Source organism: Amphibiibacter pelophylacis, assembly GCF_037688875.1.
GTDB classification, from domain to species: domain Bacteria; phylum Pseudomonadota; class Gammaproteobacteria; order Burkholderiales; family Burkholderiaceae_C; genus Amphibiibacter; species Amphibiibacter pelophylacis.
This window is the reverse complement of record NZ_JAWDIE010000001.1, coordinates 193,650-207,190: the sequence shown is the minus strand read 5'-3', so window position 1 is coordinate 207,190 and position 13,541 is coordinate 193,650. Positions and strand designations below refer to the sequence as shown.

Here is a 13,541-nt window from a genome sequence, read left to right as displayed (position 1 = left end):
TGAGCGAGCGCAGTATATGAGGGCCCCATCGCACGCGGTGAGGCATCTGGCCTGTGTTTACCCTTGCTTAACAGCGTCAGCAGATCAGGGTGCTAAATCGTGCACAGTTCGCACGGAAAGGGCCGTTTGCGGGCCCAGACCAGCGCAGGAGCCTCCCCAGGCGACAATCTCCCCCATGCCCGCCGCCCCCTCTACTGCCGCCGACCCGTTCCGGGTCCTGAGTCTCATTCCGCCCATGACGCAGCTGGGCACGCCCTACCCGTCCACGGCCTATCTGACCGGCTTTCTGCGCGGCCAGGGCGTGGCGGCGTTTCAGGCCGATCTGGCGCTGGCACTGGTGCTGCGCGTGTTCACGCCCGAAGGGCTGGACGCCGTACGCGCGGTGGCGCAGGCCCTGCCGCCCGAAGGCCGCAGCGCCACGGTGGATGTTTTTCTGGCGCAGTTTGACGCTTACCGCCATTGCATCATCCCGGTGATCCGCTTTCTGCAGGGGCAGGACAGCACGCTGGCGCACCGGCTGGCCGTGCGCGGCCTGGTGCCTGAAGGGCCGCGTTTTGCCGCACTGGACGCCCACCCTGACGACGGCGTCGAAGACCCGCTGGCCTGGGCTTTTGGCGCGCTGGGCGTGCAGGACAAGGCGCGGCACATCGCTACGCTTTTCCTGAACGATCTGGCTGACGTGCTGCGCGACGCCATCGACCCGCGCTTCGAATTCGTGCGCTACGCCGAAAGCCTGGCCGCCAGCCAGGCCAGTTTTGATCCGCTGGCCAACGCGCTGGCCGCGCCGCCGACACTGCTGGACGGCTGGCTGCAGACGCTGGCGCTGGACGCCGTGGCGCAACACAGGCCGCAGCTGGTGCTGCTGTCGGTGCCGTTTCCGGGCTCGGTGTACGGCGCGCTGCGCATCGCGCAGGCGATCCGGCGCGCTCACCCGGAAGTGCGCATCGCGCTGGGCGGCGGCTATGTGAACACCGAGCTGCGCGAGCTGTCCGAGCCGCGCCTGTTTGATTGTGTCGATTTCGTCACCCTGGACGCGGGCGAGCGCCCGGTGCTGGCGTTGATCGAGCATCTTCAGGGCCGACGCGGCCGCCAGCGCCTGGTGCGCTGCTTTGTCCGAGAAGGCGGCGAAGAAGGCCAGAGCGACACCGCCCTCGTCCGCTACATGAACTGGCCCGAACCCGACGTGGCTTTTGAGGACGTCGGCACGCCCACCTGGGACGGCCTGCCGATCACGCAGTACCTGAGCCTGCTGGACCTGCTCAACCCCATGCACCGCCTGTGGAGCGACGGGCGCTGGAACAAGCTCACCGTGGCGCACGGCTGCTACTGGAAGAAATGCAGTTTCTGCGATGTCGGTCTGGATTACATCGGCCGCTTCGAAACCACCACTGCGCAGGTGCTGGCCGACCGCATCGAGCGCATCGTGGGCGAGACCGGCCAGACCGGCTTTCACTTTGTGGACGAGGCCGCGCCGCCCAAATCGCTCAAGGCGCTGGCCGAAGAGCTGCTGCGCCGCCAGTTGCGCATCTCGTGGTGGGGCAACATCCGCTTCGAAAAAACCTTCACCCCGCAGCTGGCCGATCTGCTGGCCGAAAGCGGCTGCATCGCCATGAGCGGCGGGCTGGAAGTCGCCAGCGACCGGCTTCTCCAGCTCATGAAAAAAGGCGTGTCGGTCGAGCAGGTGGCGCGCGTCACGCACGGTTTTGCGCAGGCCGGGGTGATGGTCCACGCCTACCTGATGTACGGCTTTCCGACCCAGACGCTGCAGGACACCGTGGATGCGCTGGAGTACGTGCGGCAGCTTTTTGAGAATGGCTGCATCCACAGCGGATTTTTCCACCGCTTCACCTGCACCGTGCATTCGCCCGTGGGACTGGACCCGGCCGCCTTTGGCGTCACGCTGCAGCCGCTGCCGCCCGGCCGCTTCGCGCGCAACGACGTCGGCTTCATCGACCCCACGCCACTGCCGCCGGGCGTGACCCACGACCTGCTGGGCCAGGCGCTGCGCCGCGCCATTTACAACTACATGCACGCCCTGTGCATCGAAGACGACGTGCGCCGCTGGTTCGACCCTCTGCCCGTGCGCGTGCCCAAACCGACGGTGAAACGCGGCTGGATGACGAAGGTGCTGGCGCAGGGGCGGTGAGGGTGTGGGCTAAACCGTCCGCAGCTCCATGCCGCCAGGAATGTTGCGGATGCCTTTGTCGCTGGTGATGAAAACCGCACCTGCCGACTCAAACTGCTGCATGAGCGCATCCAGCGCTTCAGCCCACGGATCCGTGGCCCTTTCGATCAGGTCGATCAGGATATTGGTGTCGAGGTAGACCCGGGCGCCCGGCTTGATCAAGCCCATGAATCACGATCCGCCTCAAGCGCTGCGTCCACTTCGGCACGCGAGCGACTGGGCTGGCGCAAGATGGCCTACCGGCCGCTGGCGGACGCGACGATGCTGATTGTCTCGGTCGCGCTGCACGGGCTGCTGGGCCTGGACACGCTGCGCTTCGTCAAACCCGTCGCCATCGGCGACACCCTTCAGGCCTCGATCGTCCCGCTCAAACCACCACCGGTTCCGGTTCGAGGCGGATGCCGAAGCGGCCGTAGACGCTCTCCTGGATGGCGCGCGCCAGGGTCAGCACCTCGCCGCCGGTGGCGCCGCCCAGGTTGACCAGCACCAGCGCCTGGCGCGGGTGCACGCCCGCGCGGCCCAGGCTTTTGCCCTTCCAGCCGCAGGCATCGATCAGCCAGCCGGCGGCGAGCTTGCAGTGGCCGTCATCCAGCGGGTAGAAGACCAGATGCGGGTCGCGGCCCGTGATGTCGCGGCACTGTTCGGCGGTCACCACGGGGTTTTTGAAGAAGCTGCCCGCGTTGCCGATCTGCGCCGGATCGGGCAGCTTGGCGCGGCGGATGTCGCAGACCCAATCGAAAATCGTGCGCGCGTCGGGCTGCGCGATGCCGGTTTCCTGGCAGCGGCGTTCCAGATCCTGATAGCCCAGCACCGGCTGCCAGGGCTTGGGCAGGCGAAAGCGTACGTGGGTGATGACGGTCTTGCCCGCCAGTTCGCGCTTGAAAATGCTGTCGCGGTAGCCAAAGCGGCACTGGTCGCGCGTGATTTCAACCGCGCGGCCAGTGATCAGATCCACGCCGTGGACGGTGGCGATGCGCTCGCCCACCTCCAGGCCGTAGGCGCCGATGTTCTGCACCGGCGCCGCGCCCACGGTGCCGGGGATGAGCGCCAGGTTCTCCAGGCCCGCATGGCCGTGATCCAGCGTCCAGCGCACCAGATCGTGCCAGACCACGCCCGCACCCGCCTCGATGAGGGTGGCGTCGGGGCCGTCTTCGACGACGCGGATGCCGTCGATTTCGATGCTCAGCACCACCTCGTCCAGGTTGCGTGTCAGCAGCAGGTTGCTGCCGCCGCCCAGGATGAGCTTGCGCGCCACGCCGTAAACCGGGTGATCGACCACGCGGCGCACGTCCTGCGGCGAGCGGATGCGCACCAGCGTGGCGGCGGTGCTGGGCAGGCCAAACGTATTTGCACCGCACAAATTGACGCCATGTTCTACGGATAAATCAGGAGCAGGAGAAGTCATCATGAAACTCTGGTTCAATGGGTGCTGGACCCGCAGGCTCCGCGACCGGCTGGCGCGGGGTCTTGAATTCTGTCACCAACCCTCCATATCAAGACACCAAGATGCCCAGTTTTGACACCGTCCTCGAACCCGACATGGTCGAAGTGCGCAATGCCGTCGACCAGTGCAACAAGGAAGTCGGCACCCGCTTCGATTTCAAAGGCTCCGACGCGCGCGCCGAGCTGGTCAACGACGCCAAGCTCAAGCAGGTGGTGCTTTATGCCGACAGTGACTTTCAGGTGGGCCAGGTGCGCGACATCATCCTGGCCAAGCTGACCAAACGCGGCGTGGATGTGCGCTTTCTGGACACCACGGCCAAAATCGAAAAAATGGGCGGCGACAAGGTCAAGCAGGATCTCAAGCTGCAGGTCGGCATCTCCAGCGAGGTGGCCAAAAAAATCGTGGCGGCGCTCAAGGCCAGCAAGCTCAAGGTGCAGGCCGCCATTCAGGGCGACACCGTGCGCGTGACCGGCGCCAAGCGCGATGACCTGCAAAGCGCCATGGCGTTGCTGCGCAAGGACATCGACGACCTGCCGCTGGCTTTCAACAATTTCCGGGATTGACCCCGACGGCAGCAACGCCACCATTTTCTGTGCAAAACTGAACGGACCATGAACGCCCGCACTGACCTTCTCCGGCTGGACACGCCCGCAGCGGGCCCCGACCAGCCTGACGGCCCCGCCGGCCCTCAAACCCCGGCGCTGCCCGCGCCCGCACGCCCTGCAGCCGACCCCGGCATTGCCGTGCTGGAAAAGACCGAGCTGGATCTGCGTCCGCCGCAAATGTGGCGCGTCATCATGATCAACGACGACTTCACGCCCATGGAGTTCGTTGTGCTCGTACTGCAGGAATTTTTCAACCTGGATCTGGAAGCCGCCACGCGCGTGATGCTGACCATCCACCAACAGGGGCAGGCCGTCTGCGGGGTGTACACCAAAGACGTGGCCAGCACCAAAGTCGAATGGGTGATGGCTGCTGCACAGCGCAACGGTCATCCCCTGCAATGCACCATGGAGGCCCTATGATTGCCCAGGAACTAGAAGTCAGCCTGCACTTGGCTTTTGTCGAAGCCCGGCAGCAACGTCACGAATTCATCACCGTCGAGCACCTGCTGCTGGCGCTGCTGGACAATCCGTCCGCGTCCGAGGTGCTGCGCGCCTGCGCCGCCAACATCGAGCAGCTGCGCACCAGCCTGAGCACCTTCATCCGCGACAACACGCCCACCGTGGGCGGCACGCAGGATGTCGATACCCAGCCCACGCTGGGCTTTCAGCGCGTCATCCAGCGCGCCATCATGCATGTGCAGTCCACCAGCCAGGGCAAGAAGGAAGTGCTGGGCTCGAATGTGCTGGTCGCCATTTTTGGCGAGAAAGATTCGCACTCCGTCTACTACCTGCACCAGATGGGCGTGACCCGGCTGGACGTGGTGAACTACATCGCGCACGGCATCCGCAAGAGCGAGGGCAATGACCCGGCGCCCGGCGGCAAGGGCGGTGCTGAAAAAGACGGCAGCCCGCAGAATGGCGGCACGCCTGGCGAACCGGAGAAGGACGAGGCCGGTGGCGACGGCAAGCAGTCGGCGCTGGATCAGTACACGCTCAACCTGAACGTGCAGGCCGCAGGGGGCCACATTGATCCCCTGATCGGCCGCGAGGCCGAGGTCGAGCGCGCCATCCAGGTGCTGTGCCGCCGCCGCAAGAACAACCCGCTGCTGGTCGGCGAGGCTGGGGTGGGCAAGACCGCCATCGCCGAAGGCCTGGCCTGGCGCATCACCCAGAACAGCGTGCCTGATGTGCTGGCCGAATCGGTGGTCTATTCGCTGGACATGGGCGCGCTGCTGGCGGGCACCAAGTACCGGGGCGATTTCGAGCAGCGCCTCAAAGCCGTCATCAAAGAGCTGAAGAACACGCCCAACGCCATTCTCTTCATCGACGAGATTCACACCCTGATCGGCGCCGGATCGGCGTCGGGCGGCACGCTGGACGCGTCCAACCTGCTCAAGCCCGCACTGTCCAACGGCACGCTCAAGTGCATGGGCGCGACCACCTTCACCGAGTACCGGGGCATTTTCGACAAGGACAGCGCGCTGTCGCGCCGCTTCCAGAAAATCGACATCGGCGAGCCCTCGGTGGCCGAAACCGTCGAGATTCTCAAAGGCCTGAAAACCCGTTTTGAAGAGCACCACAACGTCAAGTACGCCGTGGCGGCGCTGCAGGCGGCGGCCGAGCTGTCGGCCAAGTTCATCAACGACCGCCACCTGCCCGACAAGGCCATCGACGTGATCGACGAGGCCGGTGCCGCGCAGCGCGTGCTGCCGGTGTCCAAGCGCAAGAAAACCATCTCGCGGGCCGAAGTCGAGGACATCGTCGCCAAAATCGCGCGCATTCCGCCGGCCAACGTCTCCAGCGACGACCGCAGCAAGCTGAAAAACCTGGACCGCGATCTGAAGAACGTCGTCTTCGGCCAAGATCCAGCCATCGACGCGCTGGCCGCCGCCATCAAAATGGCGCGTTCGGGGCTGGGCAAGGAAGACAAGCCGATTGGTTCCTTCCTGTTCAGCGGCCCGACCGGCGTGGGCAAGACCGAGGTGGCGCGCCAGCTCAGCTACATCCTGGGCGTGGAGCTGATCCGCTTCGACATGTCCGAGTACATGGAGCGCCACGCGGTCAGCCGCCTGATCGGCGCGCCCCCGGGCTACGTCGGCTACGACCAGGGCGGCCTGCTGACCGAGGCCATCACCAAGAAGCCGCACAGCGTGCTGCTGCTCGACGAGATCGAGAAAGCGCACCCGGACGTCTTCAACATCCTGCTGCAGGTGATGGATCACGGCACGCTGACCGACAACAACGGGCGCAAGGCCGATTTCCGCAACGTGGTCATCATCATGACGACCAATGCGGGCGCCGAAACGCTCAACCGCGCCACCATCGGCTTCACCACCGCCCGCGAAAAGGGCGACGAGATGGCCGACATCAAGCGTCTGTTCACGCCCGAGTTCCGCAACCGCTTGGACGCCATCGTCAACTTCCGCCCGCTGGACGAGGACGTCATCCTGCGCGTGGTCGACAAGTTCCTGCTGCAGCTGGAAACGCAGCTCGCCGAGAAGAAGGTCGAGGTCTCCTTCACCGACGCGCTGCGCAAGCACCTGGCCAAGAAGGGCTTCGATCCGCTGATGGGCGCGCGCCCCATGCAGCGCCTGATCCAGGACACCATCCGCCGCGCCCTGGCCGACGAGCTGCTGTTCGGTCGCCTGACCGATGGCGGTCGCCTGACGGTGGATGTGGACGAGTCCAGCGAAGTGCTGCTGGAGATCGATTCCACGCCGCGCAGCAAGACCGACAAAGCCAAGCCTGAATCGGCGCCGGTGTGATGGCCGGGATGAAGACCGTGCCAGAGACCGCGACGCGCTGGGTGATCCTGACCGGCGCGTCGCGCGGTCTGGGCCTGGCGATGGCGCAGCAGCTGCTGGCGCCGCAGGCCCCGCCCACGCGGCTGCTGACGCTCTCGCGCCACCCCAACCTCAGCCTTGCGGCCGGCGCGCCGCACACGCTGACGCAGTGGGCGAGCGATCTCTCCGACCCCGCGCAGCTGGACAGCGCCGCGCAGCGCCTGGCGCTCTGGCTGGACGTGGCGCAGGCTGCGCCGCAGCAGCTTGTGCTGATCAACAACGCCGCGCGCCTGGCGTCTGTTGTCCCCCTGGAACACTGTCCGCCGGAAGATCTGGCGCAGACGCTGACGGTGGGCCTGCACGCGCCCATGCGCCTCACGGCGGTGGTGCTGGCGCAGGCGGCACGCTGGCGCGAAGCCACCGGTTCGGCAGGACAGGCGGTGGATATGCGCGTGCTGAATATCTCCTCGGGCCTGGGCCGTCGACCCATGGCCGCGCAGTCGCCCTACTGCGCCGTCAAGGCTGGGCTGGATCTGTTCAGCCGCTGCGTGGCGCTGGAACAGGCCGCACTGCCTCACCCCGGTCAGGGCGCACGCATCGTGGCGCTGGCGCCGGGCGTCGTCGATACCGCCATGCAGGGCGAGCTGCGGGGCAGCGATCCGGCGCATTTCCCCGACCGCGAGCGCTTTGTGCAGCTCCAGAAACAGTCCCAGCTCGATAGCCCGGAGGCCTGCGCCGGGCGCATCCTGCGCTTTCTGGACAGCCCGGGATTCGGCGAAAAGGTCATCGCCGACATCCGCGAGGACGGGGTCTGATCCGGATCAGACCCAGCCCAGCGCCCCGGCCAGCGCGCCTGCGGCCAGCATCCACAGCAGATGGATGCGCGTTTTCCAAAGCACAGCAATGCTGACGGCCACCAGCGCCCAGGTCGCAGCAGTGCGGCCTGCAGGCAGATTCGGCTCCAGCAGCATGGGCGCGGCCAGCAGCCAGGCCGACGCCAGCAGCAGGCCGACCACCAGTGGCCCCAGGCCCAGGCGGAAGGCGCGCACGCCCCGGTGATGCTGGTGGCGCCGGGCCCAGCGCGTGGCGCCCAGTGTCAGCAGCGAACTGGGCAGCACCAGCGCCACCATCAGCGCCAGGCCCGCCAGGGGCGCAAGCCAGCCCCAGCCTGCGTTCACCCCGATCTGACCGCCCATCAGCGCAACAAACAGCACGTTGGGACCGGGCGCGACCTGCGCCAGAGCCACCGAGGCCGAGAACTGCTCCGGGCTCAGCCAGGCCTGCTGCAGCACCAGGCTGCGGTGCAGATCGGGCAGCACGCTGACGCCGCCGCCCACGGCCAGCAGCGAGAGCGTCAGCGTCTGCGCCAGCAGGGCCAGCCCGTCAGTGGCGCTCAGGGTCATCATGGCTGTGCGCGCCGCAGCGCCCTGTAAGTCCACAGGCAGGACAGCGTCCCCACGACGGCCAGCACGGCAGGCAGCGACCACTTCAGGATCAGCAGCGCGACCAGCGTGGCCACCAGCGAGACAAAGCAGAACAGCGGTCCGCCCACATGCTGGCGCAGTGCGGGCAGCAGGCGCAGGGCGCTGACCGCGATCAATCCGGCCACGACCAGGCCCATGCCGCGCAGCGCACCCTGAACGGCTGGCCAGGATTGCAGCCCGGCGAAGAGCAGCGCCAGCGCCAGCACGATGAGCAGCGGCAGCGCAAACAGGCCCAGCACCGACACCAGCGCGCCGCGCCAGCCCAGGTAGCGGTCGCCCAGCATCACCGCCAGGTTGGCCACATTCGGCCCCGGCAGCACCTGGGCCACAGCCCAGTCCTCCAGAAAAGTGGATCTGTCCATCCAGCGCTGGCGCTCGACCAGCTCCTGCTGCGCCACGGCCATCACCCCGCCGAAACCCTGCAGCGCGAGGCGCGTGAAGGCCCAGAACAGCCCGGACAGCGTGGTCGGCGGCCTGAGGGCATCGGCAGTTTCGGGTGCGCGGGCGGGTGGCGTCATGGGGCTCTCCAGTCGGAATCGGGGCGATTGAATCCAGTGCAGGAAGTGTCGAATGCGCGGATGCGCTCAAAAATCAGACGATCAGGTACTTTCTGCACCAGAATTGAGCGAATCGGCACAGCAGCAGCGCACGGCCTGCGCGACACTGCAGGCCTTCCCCACTTTTTGTGAGTCTGTCATGAAATCATCCCTCGTCGCCCTGGGCCTGGCCGCCGCCAGCACCTTCCATGTCGCCCACGCCGCCGACTTTACCGTGACCAGCACCGACATGAAGGACGGCCAGCCGCTGTCCAGCCAGCAGGTCTATAACGGCTTTGGCTGCTCGGGCGCCAATGTGTCGCCGCAGCTGTCCTGGAGCAACGCCCCGGCCGGGACGCAGAGCTTCGCCATCACCGCATACGACCCCGACGCGCCCACCGGCAGCGGCTGGTGGCACTGGACGGTGGTCAACATCCCGGCCAGCGTCAGCAGCCTGCCCACGGGCGCGGGCTCGAAAGGCGGGACGCTGCCCGCAGGCGCTGTTCAGGGCCGCAGCGATTTCGGCACTGCGGGTTTCGGCGGCGCCTGCCCGCCCGCAGGCGACAAGCCGCACCGCTACCAGTTCACCGTCTGGGCCCTGAAAACCGCCCACCTGCCGCTGGACGGGCAGGCCAGCGGGGCCATGGTCGGCTTCATGCTGGGCGCCAACGCGCTGGGCAAGGCGCAGCTCACGCCCGTTTATGGCCGCTGAAGCCCTGCCCCACAAGGTGCGGCGCCTGGGCGCGGAACAGGTCCGCGCCGGGATGGCCTGCCCGCTGCGCCAGGTGCTGGTGCGTCAGGCCAGCCTGTGCCACGTCCGCCAGGGCATGAAGCAGGTGCAGTGCGGTGCCCTGACGCTGCAGGCGGGGCCGGACGAGCTGATGCTGATCGCACCCGGCACACGCATGGATGTGATCAACCGACCGCAAGGGGGCGGCTATCTGGCCGATTTCATCAGCCTGCCGCCCGAGCTGATCCAGCGCTTTCGCCAGCATCATCCGGGCCTGGGCGCGGCTGGATCCGCCCACCCGGTGCGCGCCCTGCCGCTGGACCCCGACACCGCCCGCGCCTGGCGGCATCTGCTGGACGGCCTGCAAGGCGACGCCCCGCCCGCGCTGCAATGGCACGCCGCCGAAGGCGTGCTGCTGGCGCTGTCGCTGCGCCACAGCCTGGCGCCGCTGCTGCTGGACCGCCGCGATCCTTTGAGCGAGCGCGTCGAGCACTGCCTGCTGATGCGTCCTGCGCACGAGCGCACCATGGAGCACGTCGCCGCCGACTGCCACCTGAGCGTCGCCACGCTGCGCCGTCGGCTGGCGCAGGAGCAGACCGGTTTCCGCGAGATTCTGGACAGCATCCAGCTGGGCCAGGCGCTGTCGCAGCTGCAGACATCCAGCCGTCCCATCGCCGACATCGCCACCGACTGCGGTTATGCCTCGGCGTCGCGCTTCGCGGCGCGCTTTCGCCAGCGCTTCGGCCAGCCACCCAGCGCACTGCGCCGGGTCGGGGAAAAAGCTCAGCCGCCTGTCAGCGTCCGCGCGTAGACGTGCTGCGATTTGCGGCGCTGACCTGCTCAGGCGTGACGGGATAACCCAGCTCGTGCGACAGCCGGGCGATCTCGGCGGCATCGGCAGGGGTGGCGGAGCGCAACATGAAGGGAGGAGGAGTGGACATAGAGCACTCTGGCGGAAGCGGTGAGATTCGAACTCACGAGCCCTTGCGGGCTGCCGGTTTTCAAGACCGGTGCAATCGACCACTCTGCCACGCTTCCAGGGTGCCGGTCGGCTGGGCTGGATTATGCCGCAGGCGAGGCGTTGCGGCGCATGTGTCGCGGCCCTGTCGCTGCGCTGTCATGCTGCTGTCGTGGCGCCGGGACCGCGCCGGGCACACAATGCGGCATCCTGTTTCGGAGCCCACACATGCTTGTCCAAAAACTACGGTTGCAGCGCGGCTGGTCGCAGCAGCAGCTGGCTGAATTCGCAGGCCTGAGCACCCGCACCGTCCAGCGCATCGAGAACGGCCAAGCCGCCAGCCCGGAAACGCTCAAATCGTTGGCCGCCGTGTTCGAAGTCGATTTCGCCCGGCTGCTCGCCGACAGTCCCGCCCCTGACGCCACTATCCACGATAACGCCGCCCCCAGCGCCAGTCCCGAAAGGATCCCAGACATGAACAGCGCCGCCACACTGTCCGACCGCGAAGAGCGTGAAGCCCTGCGCCACGTGCGCGCCCTGCGCAGGCTCTACGGCCACGCCGCACGCTTTGGCGTCGTCATCGTGATTCTGGCCATCATCAACGCGCTGCAGGGGCCCGGCGCACCGTGGTGGGTGCTGTGGGTGATTCTGGGCTGGGGAATCGGGTTAACGTTTCACGCGGTGCGCGTGCTGGGGCGCGGGCATTTTCTGGGCCCACAGTGGGAGAAGCGCCAGGTCGAGCGCCGCCTGGGACGATCCCTGGACGCGAGCCCGCCGCGCTAAAGGGCTGGGGCGCGCGCCCCTAGAATGGCGGATCGCTGTGCTGCCCCACCCGTCTGACTTCTGATCTGCAAGGAATCTCCATGTCGCCTGCGCTGCCTGTCTCACGCGGTCTGTCCCGCCGCCGCACCCTCACCGTGGGCCTGGCCCTGACCACGGCCGCCCTGCTGGCCGCCTGCGGCACGATGCAGACGGGTTCCGGCGGTGTCGCCGCCGACGGCAGCATGGAAGTCACGCTGCTGCACATCAACGACCACCATTCGCACCTCGAACCCACCAAACGCACGCTGCAGCTCGCCATCGATGGCCCGCAGCGCGTGCCGGTTCAGGTGGATGTGGGCGGATTTCCGCGCATCGTCACCGCCATGCGCGAGCTGGCCGAGGGCCAGCCCAACGTCATCAAAATCCATGCGGGCGATGCGCTGTCGGGATCGCTCTATTACAACCGCGCCGGCCGGCTGGGCGAGGCCGATGCCGCGCTGATGGACAGCGTCTGCTTTGACAGCTTCACCTTGGGCAACCACGAATTCGACAAGGGTGACACCGCCCTGAGCGGCTTCCTGGACGAACTGGCCAGGGGCTCATGCAAAACGCCGGTGCTCAGCGCCAACACGCGCTTTGGCGCCGGCTCGGCGCTGGGCCTCGTCAAGGGCCAGGACCGGGTGAAGAAATCGGTGGTGCTGGAGCGCAGCGGCCAGCGCATCGGCATCATCGGTCTGACCATCGCGGGCAAGACCAAGGCCTCGTCCAGCCCCGACAAGGACACCCTGTTTGACGACGAAATGGCCAGCGCGCAGGCCGAAATCAACGCACTGCGTGCCCAAGGCGTCAAGCGCATCGTCGTGGCCTCGCACATCGGCTACGACATGGATCTGAAACTGGCCAAGGGCCTGGACGGCGTCGATGTCATCATCGGCGGCGATTCCCACACCTTGCTGGGCCCGGACAGCCTGAAAACCTACGGCGTGGGCTCGCCCCAGGGGCCCTACCCCACCGTGGTCAAGAACGATCACGGCAACACCGTCTGCGTGGCGCAGGCCTGGGAATACGCCCAGGAGGTTGGCCAGCTCAAGGTGCGTTTTGACCGCGACGGCCAGGTGCTGTCGTGCTCCGGAGTGCCGCAGGTGCTGGTCGGCGACAACTTCAGCCTGGGCAAAGACAAGCCCGCGCTGACCGACGCCCAGCGCCGCGCCATCCGCGCGGACATGGCCGCCAGCGGCGTGCTGCGCCCCACCGCCGAAGACCCCCAAGCCGTCGCGCTGCTGGCGCCCTACAAGGCCAAAGTGGCATCGTTCAGCAAGACTGTGGTGGGTACCGCGCCGCAGGAACTGTGCTCGCGCCGCGTTCCCGGCGGTGAGGGCAGCACCGATTACAGCCGCTCCAGCGTCGAATGCAACGCCGAAGGCCGCGTTAGCCAGCACGGCGGCGACATCCAGCAGCTGGTCGTCCAGGCCTATCTGGACATCGCCAAACGCGACTACGGCGGCGCCGACATCGCACTGCAGAGCGGCGGCGGCGCACGCATTCCGCTCAAGGGCGATTTCACCGCCGCGAACGTGCTGGAAGTGCTGCCCTTTGGTAACCAGCTCTTCCGCCTGACGCTGACGGGCGCCGAAGTCAAAAGCATGATCGAGGACGGCCTGGAGGCCACATTTGGCCCCAAAGGCAGCACAGGCCCCTACCCCTACACGGCCGGTCTGCGCTTTGCCGTGGACAGCAAGGCCGCACGCGGCCAGCGCGCCAGTGCCTTCGAGGTGTGGTCGGACAGCGCCCAAGCCTGGCAGCCGCTGGAAGCGGCCCAGTCTTACCGACTCTTCGTGCTGAGCTTCAATGCCAACGGCGGCGACGGCTACACCACGCTGGAGAAAATTCCGCCCGAGCGCCGTCTGGACGTGGGCGTTCTGGACGCCGACGTGCTGCAAAGCTACATCGACGCCCAGCCCAAGGGCGCCAGCGGCCTGCCGGAACTGAAGCGTGTGCCCAAGGACTGGATGAGCACGCAGTCCTTCAAGTGACGACGGAAGCAAGTCCGTACA

At 67.0% G+C, this 13,541-nt stretch carries 14 protein-coding genes and 1 tRNA gene; 9 read left to right on the top strand and 6 right to left on the bottom strand.

Annotated features, from left to right (window positions below):
* Positions 1-175 precede the first annotated feature (175 nt).
* Positions 176-2,146 carry a B12-binding domain-containing radical SAM protein gene (locus tag RV045_RS00950; protein WP_423233882.1) on the top strand — a complete coding sequence of 657 codons (1,971 nt, stop codon included), beginning with the start codon at positions 176-178 and terminating at the stop codon, positions 2,144-2,146.
* Between the two features lie 9 nt (positions 2,147-2,155).
* Here RV045_RS00950 and RV045_RS00945 read toward each other — a convergent pair whose 3' ends face one another.
* Entirely contained in the window at positions 2,156-2,353 is a 198-nt protein-coding gene (locus RV045_RS00945; RefSeq protein WP_423233881.1) for a hypothetical protein, read from the bottom strand.
* 199 nt (positions 2,354-2,552) lie between these two features.
* Complete coding sequence (gene murB / locus RV045_RS00940) at positions 2,553-3,590, bottom strand: UDP-N-acetylmuramate dehydrogenase (protein ID WP_423233953.1); 1,038 nt, start codon at positions 3,588-3,590, stop codon at positions 2,553-2,555.
* A gap of 101 nt (positions 3,591-3,691) precedes the next feature.
* Between murB and RV045_RS00935 the strand changes: the two genes are divergently transcribed.
* From RV045_RS00935 to RV045_RS00920, 4 genes are read left to right on the top strand one after another with little or no spacing between them, the layout of a single operon-like run.
* Positions 3,692-4,192: a YajQ family cyclic di-GMP-binding protein gene (locus RV045_RS00935; RefSeq protein ID WP_423233880.1), complete on the top strand. Its 501-nt coding sequence runs from the start codon at positions 3,692-3,694 to the stop codon at positions 4,190-4,192.
* Positions 4,193-4,240: 48 nt separating this feature from the next.
* Complete coding sequence (gene clpS, locus RV045_RS00930) at positions 4,241-4,654, top strand: ATP-dependent Clp protease adapter ClpS (RefSeq protein WP_423233879.1); 414 nt, start codon at positions 4,241-4,243, stop codon at positions 4,652-4,654.
* A complete protein-coding gene (clpA, locus tag RV045_RS00925) occupies positions 4,651-6,999 on the top strand; it encodes an ATP-dependent Clp protease ATP-binding subunit ClpA (RefSeq protein WP_423233878.1) in 2,349 nt (782 codons plus the stop codon). The genes clpS and clpA overlap by 4 nt, the downstream gene beginning before the upstream one ends.
* Positions 7,000-7,007: 8 nt before the next feature.
* Entirely contained in the window at positions 7,008-7,832 is an 825-nt protein-coding gene (locus tag RV045_RS00920; RefSeq protein WP_423233877.1) for an SDR family NAD(P)-dependent oxidoreductase, read from the top strand.
* A gap of 6 nt (positions 7,833-7,838) precedes the next feature.
* Here the strand turns inward: RV045_RS00920 and RV045_RS00915 are convergent, their stop codons facing one another.
* A complete protein-coding gene (locus RV045_RS00915; protein ID WP_423233876.1) occupies positions 7,839-8,423 on the bottom strand; it encodes a chromate transporter in 585 nt (194 codons plus the stop codon).
* Positions 8,420-9,019, bottom strand: a complete 600-nt coding sequence (locus RV045_RS00910) for a chromate transporter (protein ID WP_423233875.1) — start codon at positions 9,017-9,019, stop codon at positions 8,420-8,422. Before RV045_RS00910 ends, RV045_RS00915 begins: the two co-directional genes overlap by 4 nt.
* Before the next feature lie 178 nt (positions 9,020-9,197).
* On the opposite strand from RV045_RS00910, the gene RV045_RS00905 reads away from it, so the two are divergent.
* A complete protein-coding gene (locus RV045_RS00905) occupies positions 9,198-9,749 on the top strand; it encodes a kinase inhibitor (protein WP_423233874.1) in 552 nt (183 codons plus the stop codon).
* Positions 9,739-10,578: a helix-turn-helix transcriptional regulator gene (locus RV045_RS00900; protein ID WP_423233873.1), complete on the top strand. Its 840-nt coding sequence runs from the start codon at positions 9,739-9,741 to the stop codon at positions 10,576-10,578. Before RV045_RS00905 ends, RV045_RS00900 begins: the two co-directional genes overlap by 11 nt.
* On the opposite strand, the gene RV045_RS00895 is transcribed toward RV045_RS00900, so the two are convergent.
* Together RV045_RS00895 and RV045_RS00890 are read right to left on the bottom strand one after the other, a co-directional pair.
* On the bottom strand, positions 10,562-10,708 hold the full coding sequence (locus RV045_RS00895; RefSeq protein ID WP_423233872.1) for a hypothetical protein: 147 nt from the start codon (positions 10,706-10,708) through the stop codon (positions 10,562-10,564). The genes RV045_RS00900 and RV045_RS00895 overlap by 17 nt on opposite strands.
* A gap of 9 nt (positions 10,709-10,717) precedes the next feature.
* Positions 10,718-10,805 (bottom strand) — tRNA-Ser (locus RV045_RS00890).
* A gap of 148 nt (positions 10,806-10,953) precedes the next feature.
* Between RV045_RS00890 and RV045_RS00885 the strand changes: the two genes are divergently transcribed.
* Positions 10,954-11,508 carry a 2TM domain-containing protein gene (locus tag RV045_RS00885; protein WP_423233871.1) on the top strand — a complete coding sequence of 185 codons (555 nt, stop codon included), beginning with the start codon at positions 10,954-10,956 and terminating at the stop codon, positions 11,506-11,508.
* An 80-nt stretch (positions 11,509-11,588) separates the two neighbouring features.
* Positions 11,589-13,520, top strand: a complete 1,932-nt coding sequence (locus tag RV045_RS00880) for a bifunctional metallophosphatase/5'-nucleotidase (protein ID WP_423233870.1) — start codon at positions 11,589-11,591, stop codon at positions 13,518-13,520.
* Positions 13,521-13,541 lie beyond the last annotated feature (21 nt).